The sequence below is a fragment of the Streptomyces camponoticapitis genome (genome assembly GCF_014646115.1).
In the GTDB taxonomy this organism is placed as follows: domain Bacteria; phylum Actinomycetota; class Actinomycetes; order Streptomycetales; family Streptomycetaceae; genus Streptomyces; species Streptomyces camponoticapitis.
This window is the reverse complement of sequence record NZ_BMMV01000041.1, coordinates 14136-41006: the sequence shown is the minus strand read 5'-3', so window position 1 is coordinate 41006 and position 26871 is coordinate 14136. Positions and strand designations below refer to the sequence as shown.

The 26871-nt window shown below is 70.7% G+C and carries 25 protein-coding genes; 15 read left to right on the top strand and 10 right to left on the bottom strand.

Features of this window, described 5'->3' with window-relative positions; all coding sequences use genetic code 11:
* Positions 1-59: 59 nt before the first annotated feature.
* Positions 60-1418, bottom strand: a complete 1359-nt coding sequence (locus tag IEY79_RS36020; RefSeq protein WP_189111879.1) for a polysialyltransferase family glycosyltransferase — start codon at positions 1416-1418, stop codon at positions 60-62.
* Positions 1418-2398 (bottom strand): glycosyltransferase family 2 protein, encoded by a 981-nt coding sequence (locus tag IEY79_RS36015; protein ID WP_189111878.1) that lies wholly within the window; start codon positions 2396-2398, stop codon positions 1418-1420. The genes IEY79_RS36020 and IEY79_RS36015 overlap by 1 nt, the downstream gene beginning before the upstream one ends.
* A 187-nt stretch (positions 2399-2585) precedes the next feature.
* On the opposite strand from IEY79_RS36015, the gene IEY79_RS36010 reads away from it, so the two are divergent.
* From IEY79_RS36010 to IEY79_RS35955, 12 genes are all read left to right on the top strand, one after another.
* Positions 2586-3911 (top strand): DUF6716 putative glycosyltransferase, encoded by a 1326-nt coding sequence (locus IEY79_RS36010; protein ID WP_189111877.1) that lies wholly within the window; start codon positions 2586-2588, stop codon positions 3909-3911.
* A 194-nt stretch (positions 3912-4105) separates the two neighbouring features.
* The gene (locus IEY79_RS36005) at positions 4106-5323 is read left to right on the top strand and encodes an acylneuraminate cytidylyltransferase (protein WP_189111884.1); all 1218 of its coding nucleotides are present in this window, start codon (positions 4106-4108) and stop codon (positions 5321-5323) included.
* 11 nt (positions 5324-5334) lie between these two features.
* Entirely contained in the window at positions 5335-6264 is a 930-nt protein-coding gene (locus IEY79_RS36000; protein ID WP_189111876.1) for an N-acetylneuraminate synthase family protein, read from the top strand.
* A gap of 5 nt (positions 6265-6269) precedes the next feature.
* Positions 6270-7340: a hypothetical protein gene (locus tag IEY79_RS35995; RefSeq protein WP_189111875.1), complete on the top strand. Its 1071-nt coding sequence runs from the start codon at positions 6270-6272 to the stop codon at positions 7338-7340.
* 246 nt (positions 7341-7586) lie between these two features.
* The gene (locus tag IEY79_RS35990) at positions 7587-8828 is read left to right on the top strand and encodes an amidohydrolase (protein ID WP_189111883.1); all 1242 of its coding nucleotides are present in this window, start codon (positions 7587-7589) and stop codon (positions 8826-8828) included.
* 158 nt (positions 8829-8986) lie between these two features.
* Positions 8987-10042: a BMP family lipoprotein gene (locus IEY79_RS35985; RefSeq protein ID WP_189111874.1), complete on the top strand. Its 1056-nt coding sequence runs from the start codon at positions 8987-8989 to the stop codon at positions 10040-10042.
* 227 nt (positions 10043-10269) lie between these two features.
* Entirely contained in the window at positions 10270-11799 is a 1530-nt protein-coding gene (locus IEY79_RS35980) for an ABC transporter ATP-binding protein (protein WP_189111882.1), read from the top strand.
* Positions 11796-12938 carry an ABC transporter permease gene (locus IEY79_RS35975; protein WP_189111873.1) on the top strand — a complete coding sequence of 381 codons (1143 nt, stop codon included), beginning with the start codon at positions 11796-11798 and terminating at the stop codon, positions 12936-12938. Before IEY79_RS35980 ends, IEY79_RS35975 begins: the two co-directional genes overlap by 4 nt.
* Positions 12935-14200 carry an ABC transporter permease gene (locus tag IEY79_RS35970; RefSeq protein WP_189111872.1) on the top strand — a complete coding sequence of 422 codons (1266 nt, stop codon included), beginning with the start codon at positions 12935-12937 and terminating at the stop codon, positions 14198-14200. Before IEY79_RS35975 ends, IEY79_RS35970 begins: the two co-directional genes overlap by 4 nt.
* Positions 14197-14607: a cytidine deaminase gene (locus IEY79_RS35965; RefSeq protein ID WP_189111871.1), complete on the top strand. Its 411-nt coding sequence runs from the start codon at positions 14197-14199 to the stop codon at positions 14605-14607. Before IEY79_RS35970 ends, IEY79_RS35965 begins: the two co-directional genes overlap by 4 nt.
* Positions 14608-14637: 30 nt before the next feature.
* Positions 14638-15915 carry a thymidine phosphorylase gene (locus IEY79_RS35960; protein WP_189111870.1) on the top strand — a complete coding sequence of 426 codons (1278 nt, stop codon included), beginning with the start codon at positions 14638-14640 and terminating at the stop codon, positions 15913-15915.
* Positions 15916-16072: 157 nt separating this feature from the next.
* A complete protein-coding gene (locus IEY79_RS35955; protein WP_189111869.1) occupies positions 16073-16537 on the top strand; it encodes an STAS domain-containing protein in 465 nt (154 codons plus the stop codon).
* Here the strand turns inward: IEY79_RS35955 and IEY79_RS35950 are convergent.
* On the bottom strand, positions 16449-17450 hold the full coding sequence (locus tag IEY79_RS35950) for a sigma-70 family RNA polymerase sigma factor (RefSeq protein ID WP_189111868.1): 1002 nt from the start codon (positions 17448-17450) through the stop codon (positions 16449-16451). The two genes, IEY79_RS35955 and IEY79_RS35950, sit on opposite strands and share 89 nt — an antisense overlap.
* 180 nt (positions 17451-17630) lie before the next feature.
* A complete protein-coding gene (locus IEY79_RS35945; protein ID WP_189111867.1) occupies positions 17631-18935 on the bottom strand; it encodes an MFS transporter in 1305 nt (434 codons plus the stop codon).
* Between the two features lie 62 nt (positions 18936-18997).
* Here IEY79_RS35945 and IEY79_RS35940 point away from each other — a divergent pair, with 62 nt between their 5' ends.
* Complete coding sequence (locus IEY79_RS35940) at positions 18998-19999, top strand: LysR family transcriptional regulator (protein WP_189111866.1); 1002 nt, start codon at positions 18998-19000, stop codon at positions 19997-19999.
* A gap of 15 nt (positions 20000-20014) precedes the next feature.
* Here IEY79_RS35940 and IEY79_RS35935 read toward each other — a convergent pair whose 3' ends face one another.
* Positions 20015-20776 (bottom strand): alpha/beta hydrolase, encoded by a 762-nt coding sequence (locus tag IEY79_RS35935; protein ID WP_229701418.1) that lies wholly within the window; start codon positions 20774-20776, stop codon positions 20015-20017.
* A gap of 160 nt (positions 20777-20936) precedes the next feature.
* Between IEY79_RS35935 and IEY79_RS35930 the strand changes: the two genes are divergently transcribed.
* Positions 20937-22082 (top strand): adenosine deaminase, encoded by a 1146-nt coding sequence (locus tag IEY79_RS35930; protein ID WP_189111865.1) that lies wholly within the window; start codon positions 20937-20939, stop codon positions 22080-22082.
* 138 nt (positions 22083-22220) lie between these two features.
* A complete protein-coding gene (locus IEY79_RS35925) occupies positions 22221-22553 on the top strand; it encodes an ATP-binding protein (protein WP_189111864.1) in 333 nt (110 codons plus the stop codon).
* Positions 22554-22823: 270 nt separating this feature from the next.
* Here the strand turns inward: IEY79_RS35925 and IEY79_RS35920 are convergent, their stop codons facing one another.
* The 5 genes from IEY79_RS35920 to afsQ1 form a co-directional block, all read right to left on the bottom strand.
* Positions 22824-23027, bottom strand: a complete 204-nt coding sequence (locus IEY79_RS35920; RefSeq protein ID WP_189111863.1) for a PspC domain-containing protein — start codon at positions 23025-23027, stop codon at positions 22824-22826.
* A 90-nt stretch (positions 23028-23117) separates the two neighbouring features.
* Entirely contained in the window at positions 23118-23708 is a 591-nt protein-coding gene (locus tag IEY79_RS35915) for a VanZ family protein (RefSeq protein WP_189111862.1), read from the bottom strand.
* A 135-nt stretch (positions 23709-23843) separates the two neighbouring features.
* A complete protein-coding gene (locus IEY79_RS35910; protein ID WP_189111861.1) occupies positions 23844-24464 on the bottom strand; it encodes a hypothetical protein in 621 nt (206 codons plus the stop codon).
* On the bottom strand, positions 24461-26200 hold the full coding sequence (locus IEY79_RS35905; protein WP_373292697.1) for an ATP-binding protein: 1740 nt from the start codon (positions 26198-26200) through the stop codon (positions 24461-24463). Before IEY79_RS35905 ends, IEY79_RS35910 begins: the two co-directional genes overlap by 4 nt.
* Positions 26098-26775 carry a two-component system response regulator AfsQ1 gene (gene afsQ1 / locus IEY79_RS35900; protein WP_023539102.1) on the bottom strand — a complete coding sequence of 226 codons (678 nt, stop codon included), beginning with the start codon at positions 26773-26775 and terminating at the stop codon, positions 26098-26100. The genes IEY79_RS35905 and afsQ1 overlap by 103 nt, the downstream gene beginning before the upstream one ends.
* Positions 26776-26871 lie beyond the last annotated feature (96 nt).

Here is a 26871-nt window from a genome sequence, read left to right as displayed (position 1 = left end):
CAAGTCTGAACCGAGATCAACCTGCGTCGGTACGGGACGGCCGGAGGTTAAAGAACAAGCTAGGCGCGCAGCCTCAGAACCGCCCTGCGCAGCCGTCTCGCCCGGCGCACCACACGCTGCGCCGCCGCGTTCTGCGGGATACGGACGAGCTGCGGGCCGACCGCGCCCGGCAGGCCGAGTGTCGTCAGCCGGCGCCGCTTGAAGTACCGCAGCGTGTGCGGGTCCAGCCGCGCGGCCAGGAACTTCTCGGCGCCCGACCGCAGTTCGGGATGCATCTGCGGCTGCATGACGAAGCCGACGGCCGCGACCAGCTCCGCCGGGTGCTCCTCCGGACGGTACGTACCGTCGTCGTCCAGCGGCGGGACCAGCGCGTCCACCAGCGTGACCGGCACCCGGTTGCTGTTCTGGAACGGGGAGAGCCGGTCGAGCAGCATGTCCGTGCCCGTGCGGGCCACCGGTACGCCGTAGAACGCCGACGCCGTGAACAGGGCCGTGGAGAAACAGCCCACGACCAGGGCCGGCTTCAGCCGCTGGTACAGCACCTCGGCGAGCACCGGGCTGTCCAGCACGGTCAGTTCGGCGCCGAGCCTCGACGCCTCCTCCTCCAGCCGCCGGGACCAGATCGCCGGCGCGGTGGGGTGCGGCTTGAACACCACGTTCCTGTGGCCGAGTTCGACCACGCCCCGCACCATCCGGATGTGCAGCTCCTCCTCCTCGCGCTCGGTGATGATGCCCAGCGTGGAGAGGTACTGCCCCAGCAGCAGCGCGGGCGCCACGTCCGGAGTCTCGAAATCCCTTGCCGCGTCCGCCAGTTGGTCCAGCACCCGCAGGAAGTCCGGCGTCGGCACCGTCTCGGCAGGAACGCCGAACTCGGTGAGCAGCAGCGGTACGAGACCCGGTACGAGGTCGAGATGCAGCAGCCTTCGGATACGCGCGCCGACCTGGAGGTCGAGCCGGTTGCGGGTGGGGCCGTAGCTCATCAGCCCGTCCGCGTACACCTCGATCCGGGCGGCCGTGAAGATCTCCGCGAGCGTCAGCGCGGGGCTGACCTGGATCGATTCGAGGACCAGCTCCACCGTGTCGTCGCCCAGGCCCCAGGCGAGCCGCAGATGGCGCTCCCAGATCGGCAGGTCGTCCTCGCGGGGGACCCAGCCACCGGGATGGAACGGCGCGATCGTCTCGTTCCAGGACAGGATGTCGTCGAACCGGTGGCGAAGCCGCTGGAAACCGGGCATCTCATCGACGGCCGGGGTCAGTTCGGGCGTACCGGCGTTGTTGCTCACGACCAGGACGGTCCGGTCGACGGCCGGGAAGAGCCCGGCGTCGACCGCGGCGCTCAGCGTGGCGGCGCCGTACAGCGTGGAGGCGTAGAAGACCCGCGTCGTACGGGAGCCGGTGCGGGAGAGGGAGCCGGTCATCAGGCCGCCGCCTTCCCGGTCGCGCCCTGGCGCCTGCGCAGCCTGCGCAACTGGGTCGAGCGGTCCAGGTCCATCGAGTTCAGCGCTTCCTTCAGTACGTCCTGCGGCAGCCGTCTCATGGCGGCGGCGCTCATCGTGCGCAACTTCCGTGCCACCGCCGGTTCGAACCGGTCCTTCGCCGCCAAGTGGTGGGAAATGATGGCCAGATAGGTACGCACGGCCTTCAGCAGGAACCGCTCGCCCTCCGGGTCGGCCGCGGTCTCCTCGATGACCTGGTCGAACGCGCGGATGAAGTCCAGTTGCCGTACGTCGCCGATCTGGGTGAGTGACGAGGCGACGCCGCGCCGGTAGAAGAGCCCCAGCAGCCCCACGGCGGCGAAGGACTCGGCCTCCCGGTGCAGCCGCCAGATCCACGGACGGTCCTCGGCGGTCCGCAGCCCGTCGGTGAAGTGCAGCAGCCCCCGGTCGGCGAGGCGGCGGTGGTACACGCCGGCCCAGGCGTACGCGTAGTCCACGGACGTCGTCCTGTCGGCGGGCAGGATCGTCTCGCGCGGCTTCAGGACCTCGCCGCGGGGGCCGACCGGCACCCGGTGCACCGTACGGACCCGGCCCGTGAACTGGACGTGGTCGGTGCGGACGAAGTCGCAGCCCAACTCCTCGATGGCGGCGAGCAGTTGCCCGAAGTAGCCCGGCGCCACCCAGTCGTCGCCGTCGAGGTAGGTGAGGTACTCGCCGCGCGCCGCTTCGAGACCGGTGTTGCGCGCGGTGGCCAGCCCGCCGTTCTTCTCGTGTCTCAACAGGACCGCGCCGGGGAGATCTCGCTCCGCCCGCCGCAGAAGTTCAGCGGTCCCGTCGGTCGAGCAGTCGTCGACGAGTAGGAACTCGAAGTCTTCCCGCTTGTTCGCCGAGAGGCTTCGGAGGGTTTCTGGGACGTATGTCTGCACGTTGTAGAACGGCACGACGACAGAGAGCTTGACCACCCCGGTGACGCTAGGCGGCGGCCCGTCATTCGTTCCGACATCCATGGGTATGCGAGGTGAACGAAGGATGGCGGGATGGTTAACCCACGCCGTTCCTGGGCCATTTCGCTCGCTGTCGACCCTCTGTTAACCCTTTATTGCTGTTCCGTTGGGCCGCCAAACGGAATGCCTTCCTAACGTCCAACACGTGCCATCACCTACCAGCAACGCGGTCCGGGTCGCCGTGCTCGCCGACTCCGACACACGGTGGAAGTGGGGCGCGCTGACCGCGCGCCGCATCACCCCCGAAGGCCGCGACATCGAGCTCAGTGGGTTCCTGCTGCGCGGACGAGCGACGCCCACCGCCCGCCAGCTGGAGGAGGTGGGGGCGGAGGCCGACGCGCTGCGCGAGATGACCGGGACGGAGTTCCTGGAGCTGCTGCGCGCGGAGTCGTACGACGTCGTCGTCCTCGCCCTCGTCGGTGGTGCCGTACAGGCGATGCTCCACGGGATATCCGCCCTCGGTCTGCCCGACCGGCCGGCGCTCGTCACCGGCTATGTGGGCGTCGTCTACGAGAAGCTGTCCGACGGACTCCTGCTGCGCCACGGCGCGGACATCGTCCTCGCCAACTCCCGCCACGACGCGGGGCGTTTCCGCGCCGTGTACGAGGGCGTGGGCGCCGGATCCGACTCGGTGACCGAGGCCGCGCTGCCCTTTCTCGGCGGCGCCAGGTACACCCCCGAGGAGGGCCGGGACACGGTCGTCTTCGCGGCCCAGCCGTCCGTCCCGCTGACCCGCGCCGACCGTATGTACCTGCTGCGGCGGCTGGTCGAGCACGCGCGACTGCACCCGCGCCGCGAGGTCCTGCTCAAGCTGCGCAGCCGTGTGGGGGAGCAGACCACGCACGTCGAGGAGTACCCCTACCAGCGCCTCGCCGAGAAGCTGCCCGGCGGACTGCCGCCCAACTTCCGCCTGGTGTACGGGAACATGGGCGAGGTCCTGGACGGCACCGACCTGCTGGTCACCGTCTCCTCGACGGCGGCGCTGGAGTCCCTGCACCGCCGGATCCCCACCGCGATCCTCACCGACCTCGGGATCCGCGAACCGCTCGGCAACCACCACTTCATCGGCTCCGGCTGCCTCGCCTCCTGGGACCAGCTCGACGGCGGGCAGCGGCCGAAGGCCGACCCCGTCTGGGCCGACCGGCAGGGCGTCGCCGCCGACGGCTCGTACGCCTCGGCCTTCGACCTGGCCCGCGCGCGCGTCGCGAAGCTGCTGGCCGACAGGGATCTGCCGCCGATCACCCCGTACTACACGGCGACCACCGCGCCCGGCTATCTGCCCGGCCTCCTCGCCCGCTACCACCTGGCGCCCGACGGCCACCCGCTCACCGCCTCGAACCGCACGGCGGCGGCCGGCGCGACCGGCGTACGCCGCGTGGTCCGCGACACCGTGCGCGCCGCCGCCCGCGGCGCCTACCGCCACGGAGTCCAGCGCGTGGCCCCGGTGATCCGCCGGATGGGCGAGCTGTGACCGCGGGCCGGCCGGTCCCGGGCGCGGCGCCCGGCCCCCGGGTACGCCGCCGCCCCCTGCCGGCCGACGTGCTCGCCGGTTACGGCTGGACCGGCTGGACCGCCGAGACCCCCAACGCCGTGTCGGGGGAGCGCCCGACGGGCGGGCCCGGCGCGGAGAACCAGCAGGACGCAGTGAACCAAGGAGAACCGTCCATGACCGTCCTCGCCGTGATCCCCGCCCGCGGTGGATCCAAGGGCGTCCCCGCCAAGAACCTCGCCCAGGTCGGCGGTGTGCCGCTCGTCGTAAGGGCCGTGCGCGCCTGCCGCGCCGCCCGGCTGGTGACCGACGTCGTCGTCTCCACGGACGACGCGGCCATCGCCGACGCCGCCCGCGCGGCCGGGGCCGAGGTCGTGCTGCGGCCGGCCGCCATCGCGGGCGACACCGCGACCAGCGAGGCCGCCGTCCTGCACGCCATGGACGCCTACGGCGCGATGCGCCCTGCCGCCCACCGGACCGAGGTGGTCCTGCTCGTCCAGTGCACCAGCCCCTTCATCACCCCGGGCGACCTCGACGGCGTCGTGTCCGCCGTGACGGAGAAGGGCGCGGACAGCGCGCTGACCGTCGCCCCGACCCACGGCTTCATCTGGCGCTCGGAGAGCGACGGCTTCGGCGTCAACCACGACAAGTCGAACCGTCCCCGCAGGCAGGACCGCCCCCAGGAGTTCCTGGAGACGGGCGCCGCCTACGCGATGCGCGCCGAGGGCTTCCGCGAGGCGGGCCACCGCTTCTTCGGGCGTACGGAGCTGGTGACCACCGACCCCGAGCGGGTGCTGGAGATCGACGACCCGCACGACCTGGAGCGCGCCCGCGCCCTCGCGCCGCTCCTCGACACCCCCGCGCTCCCCGGCCGCGCCGACATCGACGCGGTCGTCCTGGACTTCGACGGCACCCAGACGGACGACCGGGTGCTCGTCGACTCGGAGGGCCGCGAGACCGTCGCCGTACACCGCGGTGACGGCCTCGGTATCGCCGCCCTCCGTCGCGCCGGCCTGGAACTGCTCATCCTCTCCACCGAGCAGAACCCGGTCGTCGCCGCACGCGCCCGCAAGCTGCGCGTGCCGGTGCTCCACGGCATCGACCGCAAGGACCTCGCACTGAAGCAGTGGTGCGACGAGCACGGAGTCACACCCGAGCGGGTGCTGTACGTCGGCAACGACGTCAACGACCTCCCGTGCTTCGCGCTCGCCGGCTGGCCGGTGGCCGTCGCGAGCGCACACGACGCCGTACGCGCGGCGGCGCGTGCCGTCACCACGACCCCCGGCGGCGCCGGCGCGATCCGCGAGATCGCCACCTGGCTCCTCGGACCCGGTCTGGACGTCAACACCCCCACCGCCCCCCATGGCACCACCGCCGACATCTCGACCAGTTAAGGAACCCTCTGATGAGCACCAACTCCCGCCTGCGTACCCTCGGCACCCGTACCGCGGGTCCCGGCCGCCCCGTCTACGTGACCGGTGAGATCGGCATCAACCACAACGGTGACATCGACAACGCGCTCGCGCTGATCGACGTCGCCGCGGAGGCCGGCTGCGACGCGGTCAAGTTCCAGAAGCGCACCCCGGAGATCTGCACCCCGCGCGACCAGTGGGACATCGAGCGGGACACCCCCTGGGGCCGGATGACGTACATCGACTACCGTCACCGCGTCGAGTTCGGCGAGGACGAGTACGCGACGATCGACGCGCACTGCAAGAAGCGCGGCATCGACTGGTTCGCCTCCCCGTGGGACACCGAGGCCGTCGCCTTCCTGGAGAAGTTCGACGTGCCGGCCCACAAGGTCGCCTCCGCGTCGCTCACCGACGACGAGCTGCTGCGCGCCCTGCGCGCCACCGGCCGCACGGTCATCCTCTCCACGGGCATGTCGACGCCGAAGCAGATCCGCCACGCGGTCGAGGTCCTGGGCAGCGAGAACATCCTCCTCTGCCACGCCACTTCGACGTACCCGGCCAAGGCCGAGGAGCTCAACCTGCGGGTCATCAACACCCTCCAGGCCGAGTTCCCGAACGTGCCGATCGGCTACAGCGGCCACGAGACCGGTCTCCAGACGACCCTCGCCGCCGTCGCCCTCGGTGCCGCGTTCGTCGAGCGCCACATCACCCTCGACCGCGCCATGTGGGGCTCCGACCAGGCCGCGTCCGTCGAGCCGCAGGGCCTCACCCGCCTCGTCCGCGACATCCGCACCATCGAGGCCTCCCTCGGTGACGGTGTCAAGAAGGTCTACGAGTCGGAGCTCGGCCCGATGAAGAAGCTCCGCCGCGTCGCCGGTGTCATCGCCGACTCCGCGGACGGCGCGCAGCCCGTGGCGGTCTGACAGCCATGAGCCGTCCCTCCGGGGTGCGCACCCCGTCCCCTCGCACCATCGCATTCGTGGAGAGCCCGGTCCAACTCCTGAACGTGCTGGAGTGGGCGCGGGCGAGCGCGGCCGGTGAGGAACTCACCGTGGTCGTCCTGTCGCCCACCGACCCCATGTCGCGCGGCCAGCTCAGGCGGATGGCCGAGCTGGCCCGCGACGCGGGTTTCACGGTGCGCTGGCAGGAGGCCCGCGGCGGCGCGAGCGCGCCGCTGCGGACGATACGGGAGCTGGCTCCGCTGCTTCGCAAGGCGGAGCGGATCGTCATCGGGGATCCGTTCTCCCGCTACGTACAGCTGCTGCTGACCCTCGTCAGCAGCAAGGAGCTGACCGTCGTGGACGACGGGACGGCGACGATGGAGTTCATCGCGCAGCTCGTGCACGGCGAACCGCTGGTGCGCTGGCACCGGCGGGGCGGCAGGCGCGGGCCGCGCGAGCTGGCGCTCGCGCCGGTCTCCGCCGTGGCGCGGCGCCGGCTCACGCCGTCGCGCACCCGCAGCGTCGAGGTCTTCACCTCGATGCCCGTGGAGGCACCGCCGAACATCACGGTGACGGCCAACACCTTCGAGTGGACCAAGGCGACCTTCGGGCCGCCGCGGATCGCGAAGGGCGCCGACATGGTCGGCACCTCGCTCGTCGAGACGGGCGTGGTCGACCTGGAGAGTTATGTGACGGCGGTCGGCTCGCTCGCGCGCACCCACGGCGCGACGCGGTACTTCGCGCACCGCAGGGAGAGCGTGGAGAAACTGCACCGCCTCGCCACGGAGACCGGTCTGGAGATCGTCCGGCCCGATCTGCCGCTGGAGCTGATCGCACGGCGCGGCCCGATCGGGTCGACCGTGCTGAGCTTCCCTTCGACGGTCGTGCACACGCTGCCGCTCGCGCTCGCCGGTACGGGCGTACGGGTGGCCGTGTGGGACATCGCACCGGAGTGGCTGAAGGACAACGCCTCCCCGCGCGCGCACGGCTTCCTGTCCGGAGTCACGGGCACGGCCAGGGACGTACACAGGCTGCCGAGGCTGCCCGCCTCCGCGTGAGGTGGCGGGCAGCCGCAGCCGGAACCACAGCCACGGCCCGGACCACGTACCAGGAATCTCACCATCCGGTAATCGCCGGAGGTAACTTTCCGTTGCCGCTCCGCGACGGAGGGCAGAGCTTACCCATCCGGACATGCGGCTATTCGTTCGCCGCCCGGTTTTCTTACGCCTTTCGGGCTGAAGTTTTGTTGATCGTCGGGCAGTTGCCCCCTCCGGGGGCCTACCCTTCAACAGGTGAACCAGTTGATGTCCCGTGAGTCCCAGGCCGACCTGTCCGGTGAGCCCAGCGCGACGGCGCTGCCCGGCACGCTGTCCGAAAACCTGCGTACCGAGCTGATCGCCTTCCGCCGCGACATGCACATGCACCCGGAGCTCGGCAACCAGGAGTTCCGTACCACCGCCGCGCTGAAGCACCGCCTGGAGCGGGCCGGCCTCTCGCCGCGGGTACTGACCGCGGGCACCGGACTCTTCTGTGACATCGGCGTCCGCGAAGGCGCCACGGGCGTACGCCCCATGCTCGCCCTCCGCGCGGACATCGACGCGCTGCCCATCCCGGACACCAAGGCCGGTGTGGCCTACCGCTCCACCGTGCCCGACCGCGCGCACGCCTGCGGCCACGACGTCCACACCACCGCCGTCCTCGGCGCCGGTCTGGTCCTGGCCGAACTCGACCGCGAGGGCCTGCTGCCCCAGCCGGTGCGGCTGATCTTCCAGCCCGCCGAGGAGGTGCTGCCCGGCGGCGCCCTCGACGCCATCGAGTCCGGCGTCCTGGAGGGTGTCGGCAGGATCATCGCGGTGCACTGCGACCCGCGCGTGGACGTCGGCACCATCGGCCTGCGCACCGGCCCGATCACCTCCGCCTGCGACCGGCTGGAGGTCGCCCTCGACGGCCCCGGCGGTCACACCGCCCGCCCGCATCTGACCACCGACCTGGTCACCGCCGCCGCGAAGGTCGCCACCGAGGTGCCCGCGCTGCTGGCCCGCCGCGTCGACGCCCGCTCCGGCCTCGCGCTCACCTGGGGCCGTATCGCCGCCGGCCACGCCTGCAACGTCATCCCGCAGCACGCCGAACTGTCCGGCACCGTCCGCTGCCTGGACCTGAAGTCCTGGCGCGAGGCGCCGGACCTGGTGCACGCGGCGATCGACGAGATCTCCGCGCTCTACCACGCCAAGTCGCAGATCAACTATGTGCGCGGCGTGCCGCCGGTCGTCAACGACCTGGTGATCGCGGAGCTGCTGCGGGACGCCCAGACCGCGCGACGCGGCCCGCAGTCGATCGAGGACACCGAGCAGAGCCTCGGCGGCGAGGACTTCTCCTGGTATCTGGAGCAGGTCCCCGGCGCGATGGCGAGGCTCGGCGTGCGGACACCGGGCGACACCGCCCGGCACGATCTGCACAGGGGTGATTTCGACGTGGACGAAAGGGCGATTCAGGTCGGTGTGGAGCTTTTCACCGCGGCCGCGCTCATCGACGGCGACCGTTCGTAACCGGGGGTGCCCCTTCCCGTAATCGGACGTCACACCTCCTGTTCGCGACGATCCGATAACAGCTTCCGTACGGGGCTTTATCTGACATCTACGCGCGTTACGATCGCGGCGAAACCAGCGCCGGAAGAGGCGCTTAGGTCGCTTTGAAGGAGCCTCCCTTGCGCCGGATCACCAGGATCGCAACCGTGGGCGTCGCGTCCGCGGCGCTCGCGCTCACCGCCACCGCGTGTGGCAACACCTCCTCGTCGGACGCCGCGTCCGACTCGAAGGAGAAGAGCGTCGCCATCGCCTACGACATCGGCGGCCGCGGTGACCAGTCCTTCAACGACGCCGCGTACGCGGGTCTGGCGAAGGCCGAGAAGGACCTCAAGATAAAGGGCAACGACGCCGAGCCGTCCGACGGCGAGGCCGACGCGGACAAGATCCAGCGTCTGACCGAGCTGGCCCGCTCCGGCAACAACCCGGTGATCGGCGTCGGCTTCGCCTACGCGCCGGCCATCAAGAAGGTCGCCCCGAAGTTCCCGAAGACGACCTTCGGCATAATCGACGACTCCTCGGTGACCGGCGACAACATCGCCAACATGGTCTTCAACGAGGAGCAGGGCTCCTACCTCGCCGGTGTCGCCGCGGCCAAGACCACCAAGTCCAAGACCGTCGGTTTCATCGGTGGCGTCGAGACCCCGCTGATCAAGAAGTTCGAGGCGGGCTACGCCCAGGGCGTCAAGGACACCGACCCGTCGGTGAAGGTGCTCTCGCAGTACCTGACCCAGCCGCCGAACTTCGAGGGCTTCTCCAAGCCCGACCTCGGCAAGGCCGCCGCCCAGGGCCAACTCGACAAGAAGGCCGACGTGATCTACGCGGCGGCCGGTCTGGCGGGCTCCGGCTCGATCGAGGCGGTCTCGACCGCGGGCGCCGGTAAGTGGAGCATCGGTGTCGACTCCGACCAGTACGCGCAGGCCGGTCTCGCCCAGTACAAGGACAGCATCCTGACGTCGGCCACCAAGGACGTCTCCGACGCGGTCTACAACCTGATCAAGTCGGTCGCCGACGGCAAGCCGCAGGGCGGTGAGATCCGGTACGGCCTGGACAAGGAGGGTGTCGGCCTCACCGACACCAACCCGGCCTACGTCAAGATGACCGAAGTGACCGCCGCCGTGGACAAGGCCAAGCAGGAAATCATCGACGGCAAGATCACCGTCAAGACCACCCCGTAACACCACGGGCCCGGAGCGGCGGCGCGAGCCGCCGCTCCCGGTTCCGGTCACCGGAACCGGCCCCCTTCTCCCCAAGTTCTACGCTCACGATTCGGCAGCGCTACGCGTGTAGACGCCCCTCCGGCGCGATAGCTTCACCCCCGCCCTGCCCTCCGCCCCGCCTCCGGTCCTTTTCCGGCCAAGGAGAGTGCGTCATCAACGCGTCCAGCAGTCCGCCCGCCGTAGAGCTGCGCGGCATCACCAAGCGGTTCCCCGGTGTCATCGCCAACCACGACATCGGCATCACCATCAACAAGGGCACCGTGCACGCCCTCGTCGGCGAGAACGGTGCCGGCAAGTCGACCCTGATGAAGATCCTCTACGGCATGCAGAAGCCGGACGAGGGGACCATCACCGTCGACGGCGACCAGGTCACCTTCAACAGCCCGGCCGACGCCATCGCGCGCGGCATCGGCATGGTGCACCAGCACTTCATGCTGGCCGACAACCTGACCGTCCTGGAGAACGTCGTTCTCGGGGCCGAGAAGCTGTACGGCATCGGGCAGGCGGCGCGGAACAAGATAGGCGAGATCTCGGAGGCGTACGGCCTCGGCGTCCGCCCCGATGCCTACGTCGAAGACCTCGGCGTCGCCGACCGCCAGCGCGTGGAGATCCTCAAGGTCCTCTACCGGGGCGCCCGCATACTCATCCTCGACGAGCCCACCGCGGTCCTCGTCCCGCAGGAGGTCGACGCCCTCTTCGACAACCTGCGTGAACTCAAGGCAGAGGGCCTCACCGTCATCTTCATCTCGCACAAGCTCGGTGAGGTGCTGTCCGTCGCCGACGACATCACCGTCATACGACGCGGTACGACCGTGGGCACGGCCGACCCCGCCAGCACCACCACCAAGCAGCTCGCCGAGCTGATGGTCGGCAGTGAACTCCCCTCGCCCGAGACCCGCGAGTCGACCGTCACCGACGTGCCGGTCCTCAAGGTCGCGGACCTGAGGCTGACCGCCACCGACTCGGACGGCGTCGTACGCGAGGTCCTTTCCGAGATCGGCTTCACCATCCACCGCGGCGAGGTCCTGGGCATCGCGGGCGTCGAGGGCAACGGCCAGACCGAGCTGATCGAGACGCTGATGGGTCTGCGCGACCCGGACGGCGGCGTCATCACCCTCGACACCGCCGACATCTCGCACGCGCCCACCCGTGAGCGCCGCGAGAGCGGCATCGGCTACATCCCCGAGGACCGGCACCGGCACGGACTGCTGCTTGAGTCGCCGCTGTGGGAGAACCGCATCCTCGGCCATGTCACCGAGCGCCCCAACAGCCGGCGCGGACTCCTCGACCCCAAGGCCGCCCGCGCCGACACCCGGCGCATCGTGGTCGAGTACGACGTCCGTACACCCGGCATCGACGTCACGGCCTCGTCCCTCTCCGGCGGCAACCAGCAGAAGCTGATCGTCGGCCGCGAGATGAGCCACCTCCCGAAGCTGCTGATCGCCGCCCACCCGACGCGCGGCGTCGATGTCGGCGCGCAGGCCCAGATCTGGGACCAGATCAAGGCCGCGCGCAGCGACGGGCTCGCGGTGCTGCTGATCTCCGCCGACCTGGACGAGCTGATCGGGCTCTCCGACACCCTGCGCGTGATGTACCGCGGCCGGCTCGTCGCCGACGCCGATCCCGCCACCATCACCCCGGAGGAGCTGGGCACCGCCATGACCGGCGCCGCGACCGGCCATCTTGAGGCAGCCCCGGAGGACGAGGCCCGATGAAGAAGTTCGACAAGGACCGGCTGATCCTGGGCCTGGCCGGCCCGGTGCTCGCCCTGGTCGTCGCCATAGTCCTCACCACGGTGGTGCTGCTCGCCTCGGGCACCAATCCGTGGGAGCCGTACCGGATCATGTTCGAGTCGGCGAGCTACGTCGACGTACAGGTCCTGATCGTCAACCAGGCCGGCACGTACTATCTCGCCGCGCTCGCCGTCGCCGTCGGTTTCCGGATGAACCTTTTCAACATCGGGGTCGACGGCCAGTACCGCCTCGCCGCGATGATGGCGGCGCTCGTCGGTGCCAGCGTGAATCTGCCCGGACCGTTCCAGATCGCCCTCATCGTCCTCACGGCGATGCTCGTCGGCGCCTTCTGGTCCGGCATCGCGGGCATCCTCAAGACCACGCGCGGGGTGAGCGAGGTCGTCTCCACGATCATGCTCAACTCGATCGCCACCAGCCTCGTGGCCTGGCTGATCCTGCCGAAGAACTTCGGTGAGCAGCCCGCCGGCTCCAACAACCTGACGACCGGCGAGATCCCGAAGTCCGGCTGGTTCCCGGGACTGTCCATGGGCGCCGAGGCCGGTGAGATCTACGGCTTCACCTTCGTCGCCGCGCTCTGCGGTGTCATCTACTGGTTCGTCCTCGGCCGCACCCGCTTCGGCTTCGACCTGCGCGCCACCGGCGCCAGCGAGAGCGCCGCGCAGGCGTCCGGCGTCGACGCCAAGAAGATGATCCTCACCTCGATGCTGATCTCCGGCGCGGTCGCGGGTCTCGTCGGTATGCCGACCCTGCTGGGCGACAGCCACACGTATAGCCTCGACTTCCCGACCGGCCTCGGCTTCACCGGTATCACGATCGCGCTGCTGGGCCGCAACCATCCGCTCGGCATCGCGTTCAGCGCGCTGCTGATCGCCTTCCTCGACAAGTCGTCCGCCTCCCTCGACCAGTACGGGTACGAGAAGGAGATCGCGACGATCATGCAGGGCCTGATCGTGATCTCGGTCGTGGTCAGTTACGAGCTGGTCCGCCGCTACGGGCTCCGCCGCCAACAGCAGAAGGTCGGCGAGGAACTCGCCGCCGGCGGCGCGATCAAGACCGACGCCGACGCCGAATCCACGAGTGACAAGGGGGCTGCCTTGTGAGTACCAGCACCGTTACCGCAGCGAGTGCGGCTCCCAAGAAGGGCGGCGGCCGGCGCAAGCTCACGCTGCCCGTCGTTCTGCTGATCATCGCCGGCGGACTGGCCCTGATCTCCCTGGTCCGGCTCATCAGCGGCGCCGAGGACATCACCTCCGTAGGACAGGTGGCCGGGGCGCTCGAACTCGCCGTACCCATCGGTCTCGCCGGACTCGGCGGCCTGTGGGCCGAACGGGCGGGCGTCATCAACATCGGGCTCGAAGGGATGATGGTCCTCGGCACATGGTTCGGCGCCTGGGCCGGATTCCAGTGGGGTCCCTGGGTCGGTGTCCTGTTCGGCATACTCGGCGGGGCGCTCGGCGGCCTGCTGCACGCGATCGTCACCGTCACCTTCGGCGTCAACCACATCGTCTCCGGTGTGGCCATCAACATCCTCGCCGTCGGCGTGACCCGCTACCTCTCCAACTTCACCTTCGCCAACGAACCGGGCGGCTCCTCCAAGCAGTCCCCACGCATCGACTCGATCACCGAGATCACCGTTCCAGGGCTCGCCGACTTCCTGACCGATCTCCAACAGAAACACTGGTTCCTGATCTCCGACATCGCCGGCGTGCTCGGCGGTCTGGTGACGGGCCTGTCCCTGCTGACGATCGTCGCCCTGCTGCTGATCCCGGGCACCTGGTGGGTGCTGTGGCGTACGTCCTTCGGGCTGCGGCTGCGCTCCTGCGGCGAGAACCCGATCGCCGCCGAGACGCTCGGCGTGAACGTCTACAAGTACAAGTACATCGCCGTCACCGTCTCCGGCGGACTCGCGGGACTCGGCGGCGCCTTCCTGGCGATCGTCGCCACCGGCATCTACCAGGAGAACCAGACCGGCGGACGTGGCTACATCGGTCTCGCCGCGATGATCTTCGGCAACTGGATGCCGGGCGGCATGGCGATGGGCGCCGGTCTGTTCGGCTTCACCGACAGCCTGAAGCTGCGCGGCGGCGCCGAGAACGTGCACGCGATGCTGCTTCTGCTGGCGATCCTGCTGGTGCTCGTCGTGGGCTGGCAGCTCTACAAGCGCAAGTACGTCTCCGCCGTGATCTCGGCGGCCGTCTCCGCGCTGCTCTTCATCTGGTACGCCCTGACGGACCAGGTGCCGAGCCAGTTCGTCGACGCGGCCCCCTATGTGACGACGCTGCTGGTCCTGGCCCTGTCCGCGCAACGACTGCGGATGCCCAAGGCCAACGGCATGACCTATCGAAGAGGCCAGGGAACATGACGGACACCGGTGACGGCAGCGGCAGCGTCGACTGGGAGACCCTGCGCTCGGCGGCCCGGGACGCCATGTCTCGTGCGTACGCGCCGTATTCGGGCTACCCGGTCGGCGCCGCCGCCCTGGCGGACGACGGCCGCACCGTCACCGGCTGCAACGTCGAGAACGCCTCGTACGGCCTCGGGCTGTGCGCCGAGTGCGGGCTCGTCTCGGAGCTGCACGCCACGGGCGGCGGCCGGCTCACGCACTTCAGCTGCGTGGACGGCGCGGGCGCGCTCCTGGTGCCGTGCGGCCGGTGCCGTCAGCTGCTGTACGAGTTCGGCGGCCCCGGGCTGCTGCTCGACACCCCGGCGGGGGTTCTCCCGCTCTCCGAGATGCTGCCCCAGGCCTTCGGCCCGCAGCACCTCTCGTAACACCCACCCGCACCCGCTGTAAGGAAAACCATGGACGTCATCTCCGTCATCCGCGCCAAGCGGGACCGCGGCGAGCTGAGCCCCGAGCAGATCGACTGGGTCATCGACGCCTACACGCGCGGTGACGTCGCCGACGAGCAGATGTCGGCCCTGGCCATGGCGATCCTGCTCAACGGCATGAACCGCACGGAGATCGCCCGCTGGACCGCAGCCATGATCGCCTCCGGCGAGCGCATGGACTTCTCCTCGCTCTCCCGCCCCACCGCCGACAAGCACTCCACGGGCGGCGTCGGCGACAAGATCACGCTGCCGCTCGCGCCGCTGGTGGCCGCGTGCGGCGCGGCCGTACCGCAGCTCAGCGGGCGCGGCCTCGGCCACACCGGCGGCACCCTCGACAAGCTGGAGTCCATCCCCGGCTGGCGCGCCCGGATCTCCAACGCCGAGATGCTGGACGTGCTGGAGTCCACCGGCGCGGTGATCTGCGCCGCCGGTGACGGCCTGGCCCCGGCCGACAAGAAGCTGTACGCGCTGCGCGACGTCACCGGCACCGTCGAGGCGATCCCGCTCATCGCCTCCTCGATCATGTCCAAGAAGATCGCCGAGGGCACCGGCTCGCTGGTCCTGGACGTCAAGGTTGGCTCCGGCGCCTTCATGAAGACCGTCGAGGACGCGCGCGAACTGGCGGCGACGATGGTCGGACTCGGCACCGACCACGGGGTACGCACCGTGGCGCTGCTCACCGACATGGCGACCCCGCTCGGTCTGACCGCGGGCAACGCCCTGGAGGTACGGGAATCGGTCGAGGTCCTCGCGGGCGGCGGCCCCGCCGACGTGGTCGAACTGACGCTGGCCCTGGCCCGCGAGATGCTGACCGCGGCGGGCCTGCCGGACGCCGACCCGGCGAAGGCGCTGGCCGACGGCTCGGCGATGGACGTCTGGCGGCGGATGATCGCGGCCCAGGGCGGCGACTCGGACGCGGCGCTCCCGGTGGCGCGCGAGCAGCAGGTCGTCACCGCGCCGGCCTCGGGGGTGCTGACCCGGCTCGACGCGTACGACGTCGGCGTCGCCGCCTGGCGCCTGGGCGCGGGCCGCGCCCGCAAGGAGGACGTGGTGCAGGCGGGCGCGGGCGTGGAACTGCACGCCAAGCCGGGCGATACCGTGACGGCGGGGCAGCCGCTGCTCACGCTGCACACGGACACCCCGGACAAGTTCGACTACGCGCTCGAATCGCTGACGGCGTCGTACGACATCGCCCCGGCCGGCACCGAGTTCACCCCGGCCCCGATCGTGCTGGACCGCGTCGGCTGACACGCCGCGTGGGGTGCTCTCACGGGCCGGGCGGGTTCAACTGAGCCCGCCCGGCGGGCATTTCAAGCCTGCCCGCGATTGAGGACGAACCGGCCACCGGCGGACCGTGTCCTGTGGGCCGCGATGAGTTCCGTCCCGCGCGCCGGTCTCAACGGGTGTGGAAGCCACCAAGACGATCCTCCTCGCCCTGCGCGGACCGATCACCGCCGCCGATGTCCCGCAGCTCTGCGACCAGCTGGCCGCACGGCTGAGGGACAGCGGCGCCACCGACGCGGTCTGCGACGTCGGCGAGCTCGGCCGGCCGACCGTGGCCACCGTGAACGCCCTGGCCCGACTGCAACTCGTCGCCCGCGGACACGGCTGCCGGATCCGGCTGCGGGACGCGGGGCCCGAGCTGCTCCTGCTGCTGGAGCTCGTCGGACTGACGGATGTCATCCGGTCCGACCAACCCCGGGGCGGCTCGGTGGAGACGGGCCCCGATCCCCCTGGAGGGTGTCCTGTCGATCAGGCCTGCGAGATCGGCCGGACACCCCCTACGCCCCGGCCTGTCGCCCGTCTTTCTCCAGCCGCGCCGGGAGATCGAACAGCGGGAACCAACGCTCCGTGTCCAGGAACGAGTTGATGCCCGTGATCCTGCCCTCCTCGATCTCGATGACCATGAGCGCCCACGGCGTGTACCCGTCGCCGTCCGGGCTCGGGTGGTAGTGCGCGAACGCGGGTGTGCCGTTGGCGACCGTCGGCACCAGGCGGGAGCCCCGGCAGACCTCGCCGACACCGAGCATCCAGCCCACGATGTTCTCGTGACCGCGCAGCCACAGGTCGTACGGGGGCATGGAGAGGGTCGCGTCCTCATGGAGGAGCGCGGTCAGCGCCTTCATGTCATAGCCCTCGAACGCGGCCACATACCGCTCCAGGAGCTCTTTCTGCTCCTCGTCCAGCGGGTCCGACGCGTCGGTCGCCGACGGTTCCGACTCGGCGATCGTCGCGCGGGCCCGCTGGAGCGCGCTGTTGACGGAGGCGACCGTCGTCTCCAGCAGCTCGGCGACCTCGCTCGCCTTCCACGCCAGCACCTCGCGCAGGATCAGCACGGCCCGCTGCTTCGGCGGCAGATGCTGGAGCGCGGCGACGAAGGCGAGCCGGATCGTCTCCCGCTCCACCGCCGTCTCGGCGGGGTCGACCACGGAAGGCAGCACCCGGCCGTCCGGGACCGGCTCCAGCCACGTGACCTCCGGACGTGAGTTCAGCTTCGCCTGGGACACCGGGGTCGCCTCCGAAAGATCCATCGGCCGGGCCCGTCGATTGCCCGCGTTCAGCATGTCCAGGCACACGTTCGTCGCGATGCGGTAGAGCCACGAGCGCAGCGACGAGCGGCCCTCGAACTTGTCGAAGCTCCGCCAGGCACGCACCATCGTGTCCTGCACGGCGTCCTCGGCCTCGAAGGCGGAGCCCAGCATCCGGTAGCAGTACCCGGTCAGCTCCGTCCGGTGCTTCTCCAGCCGCGCGTCAAGATCTTCCGTTGTTGCCAGATCACTCATCGGGTCACCCCAGTCGCCCCCTTGGAACCAGTCCCCCGGAAGCTACCGCAGCCCACTGACAATCGCCGCGCTACGGGGAAAAGTGCCTGGTCCCGCCCAGGGTGCGCAGCCCCGTGTTCGAGGGTGCCCGGCGTTCCGCGACCGGGTGTTCCCCCGGCCCCCGGTGTTCCGCGGCGGCGCCTAACGGCCCGACGCCACCGCGAGGGCCCGCCGCTCCGTACGGGCCGCGTGCGTCCCGTACAGCGTCACCGAGACCACGCCGAGCACGGCGAGCAGCCCGAGCGCCACCGTCGCCCCCCAGCCGCCCGCGTGGAACGCCACGGCGCCCAGCGTGCCGCCGGCGCTGCTGCCCACGTAGTACGCGCTCTGGTAGAGCGCCGACGCCTGGGCGCGGCCCGTCTTCGCGGTCCGGCTCACGGCCGACGAGGCGACCGCGTGGCCCGCGAAGAAGCCCGCCGTGATCAGGACCAGGCCGAGCAGTACGGCGCCGAGCGAGTCGGCCAGCGACAGCAGCAGACCCGCCGCCGTCGTACCGACCGCCAGATAGAGCGCGCCGCGCCGGCCCAGTCGGCCCACCAGCCTCCCGGCCGCGGCCGAGGAGACCGTACCGACCAGATAGACCAGGAAGATCGAACCGATCACGCCCTGCGGGAGGTTGAACGGCTCCTCCACGAGCCGGAATCCGATCGCCGTGTAGACCGCGCCGAACACGGTCATGAAGAGCGCGCCGATCGCGTACAGCCTGCGCAGCAGCGGATCGCCGAGATGACGGCCGACGGTCGTCGCCAGCGCGCGCGGGTTCAGCGTCGCGGGCGTGAAGTTGCGGGCCCTGGGGAGCAGCAGGCGGAAGACCACCGCGCACACCAGGGCGATGAGTCCGACCGTCGCGAGCGCGGCGCGCCAGCCCCACAGCTGGCTGATCCAGCCGGCCACGATCCGGCCGCTCATGCCGCCGATGCTGTTGCCCGCGACGAACAGCCCGATCGCCCCGACCAGCGCCTTGGGCCGTACCTCTTCCGCGAGATACGCCATCGCCGACGCGGGCAGCCCGGCCAGCGCCGCGCCCTGGACCGCGCGCAGCGCGATCAGCCACTCCAGACTCGGCGCGAACGGCACGAGCAGTCCGACGGCCACCGCGACCGTCAGCGACACCGTCATCAGCGTGCGCCGGCCGAAGCGCTCGGACAGCGCGCTGAGCGGCAGTACGAAGAGCGCGAGGGCGCCCGTGGCGGCCGACACCGTCCAACTGGCCTGCCCCGCGCTCACACCGAGACCGGTGGAGATGGCGGGCAGCAGCGCCTGCGTGGAGTAGAGCAGCGCGAAGGCCGCGACCCCGGCGGCGAAGAGGGCGAAGCTCATCCGGCGGTAGCCGGGGCGGCCGGGGGTCAGAGGACCGGGGGTCCCGGATTCGTCGTTCGGAGGTTCGGCGGGCGCGGAGGCGAGGGCACCCGTACGGACGGGCGCCTCTGTACTGAGGTCGGGCATACGACGAACGTACGGACGCCGATCTCATGCGTCCAATGCATGGAATGACCATAATCGTTCCCATGGCGCATCAACGCAGGTCCGAGCCCCGCCTGTCATCAAGCAGTTACGCACAAGACACGGCACCGTCGATCCCGGCACCCGCCGCCGGTCTCGACCCCGAGTCGTGGTCCGCGCTGCTGGCGCCCCGGCTCGCCCAGTTCGCGGGCGTCGCCCGCCACGAGCACGTCACCCGCGCCGCGCACGAGATGAACGTCCCGCAGTCGACCCTCTCGCGCGCGATGGTCCGGCTCGAACAGGACCTGGGAGTCGCCCTGTTCGCCCGCAGGGGCCGCACGGTCTCGCTCACCCCCGCCGGCCGCGCCTTCCTCACCTCCGTGGAAGGCGCGCTCGCCGAGGTGGAACGGGCGGCCGAATCCGTACGCGCCGACGCCGACCCCGCTTCGGGCAAGGTCGCCTTCGGCTTTCTGCACACCATGGGCTCCGAAACCGTCCCCGAACTGATCCGCGCCTTCCGCGCCGATCATCCCCGCGTCCGCTTCCAACTCGTCCAGAACTACGGCGAGGCGATGATCGAACGCCTCCGCGCGGGCGAGCTGGACCTCTGCCTCACCTCCCCGATCCCCGAGGCCCCCGACCTGGTGGCCCGCCGCCTGGACGAACAGCGGCTGCGCCTCGTCGTCCCCGACGACCACCGTCTGGCAGACCGCAGACGCATCCGTCTCGCCGAGGCGTCCGACGAGACGTTCGTGACGCTGGAACCCGGTTACGGGCTGCGCCGTATCACCGACGATCTCTGCGAGGCCGCCGGATTCCGTCCGCGCGTCGCCTTCGAGGGCGAGGAGGCCGAGACCTTGCGGGGGCTGGTCGCGGCCGGCCTCGGCGTCGCGCTGCTGCCGCCCCCGGCGGTGGCGCGCCCCGGCGTCGTGGAGCTGACCGTCACCGCGCCCCGCGCGGTGCGCGAGGTCGGCGTCGCCTGGCTCGACGGCCATCCCGACACCCCGCCGGTGGCGGCCTTCAAGCGCTTCCTGCTCTCCCGCCGGGGTCATCTGCTCCCCGACTGAGGCCAGTTCGGCCTCCTACGGACGCAGTGACCGTCCGAACCCCGCCGCCAGCGGCATCCGCAGCCCCAGGGGCGGCGGCGCGGCCAGCGCGTCGGCGACGGGCCGTGAGTACGTCCGTGTGAACAGGGCCCCCAGGACGAAGTCCGCCGCGAGCGCGAGGACTTCACCGTGATGCTGGCGAAGCGCGTGCCCGTCCGAGTGGACCTCGAAGCGGCAGGTGTGCCGGTTGGCCTTCCTGGCCCGCTCCGCCAGCCGGTACGACAGCTCGGGGTCGCTGCGCTCGTCGTTGGTGCCGTGCACGATCAGCACCTGCCTGCCCGCGAGCTGGGTCACCGGCTCCGGCTCGTCGCCCGCCGTCCCGTCCGGCAGCCAGGGAGCCATCGCCAGCACCGAGCCGACGGCCGGGTGTCCGGCGGCCCGCAGCGCGGCCCGTCCGCCCATGCCGTGCCCGGCCAGACAGACCGGCACGTCGCCGTAGCGCCGTACGACCTCCTCCGCCGCCCACCCGGCGTCCGCCGAGAGCTGCGCGGCGGCGCCGTTCCAGCCGCGCGAGCGGTAGCGGACCATGTGCACCAGCAGCCCCTCACGCGCGCCCGCGCGGGCCAGCGTCCGCGCCAGCGGCAGCATCGACGCGTAGGCGACGGCCGATGGCCCACGTGCGGATACGAGTTCGCCCGGCGGCAGTACGAGAACGACTCCGCCTACCTCCGGTGGCGCGGTCGGCGCGGAGACCGCCCGCCCCAGCCGTGCCTGCGACCGCGTACGACGCCCGCGCATTCCTGCGCCGCGCCCCGGCGCGCGCCCGCCGGGGCCGGGAACCTCCTGCTGTCCCATAGCAGAACAGTCTCAGAAGGTGAGGTGTACGGAGCCCCTACGCACGGTCACTGTTAGGTATCGGCAACAGGTCTTCTACGCGCGTAGGAGATAGGCTGCGCAGATGACGAGCCAGACCTACCGATCGCCTACGGCCGACCAGATCCGCCGCGCCCCCAAGGTGCTCCTCCACGACCATCTCGACGGAGGCCTGCGCCCGGGCACGATCGTCGAACTCGCCCGTGAGACGGGCTACGACGGCCTTCCCGAGACGGAGCCCGACAAGCTCGGCCTCTGGTTCCGCGAGGCGGCCGACTCCGGCTCGCTGGAACGGTATCTGGAGACGTTCGCGCACACCTGTGCCGTCATGCAGACCCGCGACGCCCTCTTCCGGGTCGCCGCCGAGTGCGCCGAGGACCTGGCGTCGGACGGTGTCGTGTACGCGGAGGTGCGGTACGCCCCCGAGCAGCACCTGGAGGGCGGCCTCAGCCTCGAAGAGGTCGTGGAGGCCGTCAACGAGGGCTTCAAGGAGGGTGAGCGCCGCGCCCGCCAGGCCGGCCGCCGTATCCGCGTCGGCGCCCTGCTGACCGCGATGCGGCACGCGGCCCGCGCCCTGGAGATCGCCGAACTGGCCAACCGCTACCGGGACTCGGGCGTCGTCGGCTTCGACATCGCCGGCGCGGAGGCGGGCTTCCCGCCCACCCGCCACCTCGACGCGTTTGAGTTCCTGAAACGCGAGAACAACCACTTCACCATCCACGCGGGCGAGGCGTTCGGCCTCCCGTCGATCTGGCAGGCCCTCCAGTGGTGCGGCGCCGACCGGCTCGGCCACGGCGTGCGCATCATCGACGACATCGAGGTCGCCGAGGACGGCTCGGTGACCCTCGGGCGGCTCGCCTCCTACGTACGCGACAAGCGCGTCCCGCTGGAGCTCTGCCCGAGTTCCAACCTCCAGACGGGCGCCGCCGCGTCGATCGCCGAACACCCCATCGGCCTGCTGCGCAAACTGCATTTCCGGGCGACCGTGAACACCGACAACCGGCTCATGAGCGGTACGAGCATGAGCCGTGAATTCGAGCTGCTGGTCGATGCGTTCGACTACACGCTCGACGACATGCAGTGGTTCACGGTCAATGCGATGAAATCAGCATTCATTCCTTTCGATGAACGACTGGCCATGATCAATGACGTGATCAAGCCCGGATACGCCGAGTTGAAATCCGAATGGCTGTTCACGCAAACCGCCACGACCAGCGAGTCTCTCGGCTGAGCGGGTCGTTCACCCTCGTACCGAAGCGGGCCGGGACACGAAGTCCGCTCCGCTTCGAGGTGTTTGCGGGCGGCGCGCGACGATGGCTAACTTGCGGAGCCGCTCACATTCCCCATTCCCCAAGGGACGAAATCTCCTATGAAGCAGTCCGCTGCCAAGACACTCGGCGTCGCCGCTCTCGGTGCCGCCTTCGCCGCCACCGCCGCCGGTAGCGCATCCGCCGCCGCGCCCGTCGCCCCGGACACCGCCGGCGCTCTGGACAGCGTCACGAAGAACCTGCCGACGGAGTCCCTCACCGGCGGTCTCCCCGACGGCACCGGCGATGGCCTGACCGCCGCCCGCAGCGCGATCGGCAGCGGCCTCGGTACGGTCCAGCAGAGCGCCCCCACGGCCCTCTCCGCCCTCACCGCCGCCAACCCCCTCACGGGCCTGCTGGGCGGCCTCCCGGTCGGCACGCTGCCCCTCGGCTAGGGCGACGGTCCCTAGGGCGTGTTTTGAAAGTCCCGTCTGGCTCACGGCGCCTGGCACGCACGCTCGCCGCGTTGTCGGGTCGCCCGAGTACGCCCGGTACGAGGGCGATCCTCCGCCTTGCGATCGCACGCACCAGACGCCGTGAGCCCCGCCCTGCGGGCGGACGACGCCACTTTCAAAACACGCCCTAGCACCTGGACAGGACAGAGAACGGCGGGGCCCCGCCCGGCAATCCGGGTGGGGCCCCGCCGTTGCGTCCTGCCGGCGGTCCTACCAGGCCGTGTCGCTCGCGGTCTTCCGGCTCGGCAGGAACACCCACAGCGCCAGGTAGAGCAGGAACTGCGGCCCCGGCAGCAGACACGAGGCCAGGAAGATCACACGCATGGTGTTCGCGGAGGTGCCGAAGCGCCGTGCCAGCGCCGCGCACACTCCACCGATCATGCGACCCTCACGGGGGCGGGCAATCGCAGACATGATGGGCTCCTTCGCGAGTCCGTGGGGGGAGCGCTCTGTGTGCTCCCGATGACTCGATGGTGGCTCGGGAGCACCGGACAAAGCGTCGCTCTACGGGGCGATGCCGACCCTGGTAATCGTCGGGGGCGTCCCCTGAGGAGCCTCCTGCGCCGGGTCCCCCTTGGGTAGTACGGCCGCGTCCCGCGGCGCGCGCGCCCGCACCGGCCCTCGTCGGCGGCCGCCCGCACGCCGCAGCTTCGCCCGGCCCGCCGGGACGACCAGCAGATGCGCGAGCCCGACCCCCACCGTGTTGAGCAGCAGTGAGTCCACGTCGACGACCTGCCCGGGGATACCGGTCTGGAGCAGTTCGATCCCCAGCGAGATGAACGCCCCCGCGGCCATCGTGCGGGCCAGCGAGGCCAGCGGCGAGACGGCCAGTTTTCCCCCCGCCATGGGGAGGAGGACCCCGAGAGGGGCCAGCAGCAGCAGTCCCTCGCCGATCCGTCGGATGGCCTGGGGCGCCCCGAGCGCGAGATCGGCTTTGATGCCGGCGAGCGGTTCGAGGTTCGCCGCGGTCACCCACACCACGTCCAGCGGGCGCAACGTCAGCCACGCGACGAGCAGCAGATGCGCGAGGAGGAGGATGACCCCCGCCACGCGGAAGCGGAAAGCGGCACTGCCGCTCTGACCTTGGCGCTGCACGAATCACAAGACGCGGCCACCGCCGGGATCGGTTCCGGCGAGTTCCAAAAGGAGGGCCACGTGAGACGGGTGTCACCCGGAAGGCTTCGGAGGGCTCCGTACACGCGAGCCCCCGGCGCCGCCGCGCCCGCCTCCTCAGGAAGCGGACGGCAGCGGCCCCGTCGTCGGGACGGCCACGTCGGGACGGCGCCTGGTGTCGTCGTCGCACCGGTACCCGCGCGCGCCGTACGCCCCCGGCCCGCCCAGCACCACCGAACCGTCCGTCGCCGCGCCCTCGATGAGTGTGCACACGATCTGCGCCAGCGCGGCCGTCGGCAGGTCCTCCGGCTGGCGGCTGAGGCGCAGCGTGCCGAGCGGATCGCCCGCGCGCGCCTCGGAGACGGTCAGCGGTCCGCGTACGTACGTCGTGAAGCCCGCCTCCTCCTCCGTGGACGAGGGCCGCTCGTCCAGCTCGTCCAGCAGCGCCCGGGCCACCTGCAGGCGGTCGGTGCGCGTCTTGTCGGCCGGGATGGCCGCGGCGCGCTCCACCGGCACCAGCTCCGACCCGCACACCAGATAGACCCTGACCGCGGTTCCCGGCTGTGCCTGGGTCGTCAGATTGCCCTCGGAGACCTCGCACGGCACCCGTGAGGGCGCGGCGCCCGCGTCCACGGGCACCGTGGTCGTTCTGATCCCGCAGCCGCTCGCCGCGCCCGCCAGCGCGAGTGTCCCCGCGAGTACGGCGAAGGACCGGCCGGCCGGTGTTCTCGACCTCACTGCGCCTCGCCTCCCTCTCCTCGCGCGTCCTCGTGCCCGTCCTCGTCGCCGATGTCCTCCGAGTCGTCGCGCGGCAGCCGCAGGACGAACACCGCACCGCCGTCGGGGGCGTTGGCCGCGGTGATGTCGCCTCCGTGGATGTGCGCGTTCTCCATCGCGATGGACAGCCCCAGACCGCTGCCCTCGGACCGCGGCCGTGACGCGCTCGCCTTGTAGAAGCGGTCGAACACGTGCGGCAGTACGTCCTCCGGAATGCCCGGCCCGTTGTCCCGTACCTCGATGACCAGCTCCCGGCCGACGGTGCGCACCGAGACCCGCACCGGCGAACCGCCGTGCTTGAGCGCGTTGCCGATCAGATTCGCCAGGATCACATCGAGCCGGCGCGGATCGAGGCGGGCCATCATGCCGCGCTCGGCGTCCAGCTCCACCGCGTCCAGCCAGGCCCGCGCGTCGATACAGGCGGTGACCTGGTCGGCGACGTCGACGTCGTCGAGGACGAGCCGGGCGGTGCCCGCGTCGAAGCGGGTCACCTCCATCAGGTTCTCCACGAGGTCGTTGAGCCTGCGGGTCTCGCTCACCACCAGTGTCACGGCGGGGGCGATCATCGGGTCGAGCGTGTCCGCCTCGTCCTCCAGCACCTCGGTCACCGCCGTCAGGGCGGTCAGCGGGGTGCGCAGCTCGTGCGACATGTCGGCGACGAAGCGGCGGCTCGACTCCTCACGCGCGCTCATGTCGTCGATCTTCTTCTGGAGGGAGGCGGCCGCGTTGTTGAACGTCCGCGACAGATCGGCCAGTTCGTCCGTCCCCGACACCCGCAGCCGGGTGTCGAGCTTGCCCTCGCCGAGCCGCCGCGCGGCGTCACCGAGCCGCTGCACCGGCTTCAGTACGGTGGTGGCCGCCGCCTGCGCGAGCAGCGCGGACCCGACGAGGGCCAGGCCCGTCGCGATCGCCAGCGACCACGCCAGCGCGTTGAGGTCCTCCCGCTCCTGTTCGAGCGAGAGGAAGACGTAACCGGTCGGCCCGCCGCCGACGATCCGGGTGCCGCCGACCAGATACGGCGTCTCTCCGCGCTGGGTGCGCTGCCAGAAGACGTGGTACGGCGATTTGTTGCCGGATGTCACCTTCTGCCGGTCGTTCACCGCGGTCTGCAACGACTTCGGCACGTCGTCCAGCGTGAACGCGTCCTGGTCGGAGACCCCGGCCACCGGCTTGTCCTCGGCGCGCTCACCGATCAGCAGCACACTGAACCCGGCGCTGCTGTTGGCCATCTGCTGGGCCGTGTACTCGAGTTCGGGCTGGGTCGGCCGCAGGGGCAGCTCCGCCGCCTTGTCCCGCATCTCCTGCTTGAACTCCTTGAGCGCGGCAGTCTGCGTACGGGAGAGCACCGACTCGCGGTTGAGCCAGTACGCGATCCCCGACGCCGAGACGGCGGCGGTCAGCGCGACGGCCCCGAAGACGACGACCAGCCTCAGCCGCAGACTCGTCCAGCGCAGCCCGGCCAGGAACGCCCTCTTGCGCGTACGCCGCCCGGCCGTTCCGTCCGCACCTGCCCCCTCGGATCCGTTCGCTATCTCAGGACTGTCCGATCCGTCCGGGCTGTCCGCGGAGCTGGCCGGCGTGGGTTCCTGGCTGCTCACGAAGGCGCGTCCAGCCGGTAGCCCACGCCTCGTACGGTACGGATCAGCGTCGGCGAGGAGGGCACGTCCTCGACCTTCGCGCGCAGCCGCTGCACACAGGCGTCGACCAGCCGGGAGTCGCCCAGATAGTCGTGCTCCCACACCAGCCGCAGCAACTGCTGCCGCGACAGCGCCTGGCCGGGCCGCCGGCTCAGCTCCAGGAGCAGCCGCAGCTCGGTCGGCGTGAGCTGGAGATCGTCACCGTTCTTCGTGACCGTCATCGCGGAACGGTCGATGACCAGGCTGCCGAAGGTCGCCGAATCGGTCGACTCCCGCTCCCCGCGTCGCAGGACGGCACGGATACGGGCGTCGAGCACCCGGCCCTGCACGGGCTTGACCACATAGTCGTCCGCGCCGGATTCGAGCCCGACGACCACATCGATGTCGTCGCTGCGCGCGGTCAGCAGGATGATCGGCAACTGGTCGGTCCGCCTGATCCGACGGCACACCTCGAAACCGTCGATACCGGGCAGCATCACGTCCAGAACGATCAGGTCTGGCCGCTGTTCTCGCAGCAGATTCAGGCCGTCCTCTCCCGTCGCCGCAGTGGCCACTCGGTGGCCCTGGCGTGACAACGAGAGTTCGAGGGCCGTGCGGATGGCGTCGTCGTCCTCGATCAGCAACAGGAAAGGCACAGAGGTCATTCTGGCCCATGGGGGGACCACAGTTCGACAGTCGGAGCGCTCCCACAGTTCCACCACATCTCCCGCCAAGATCCAGAACCCCTGTGA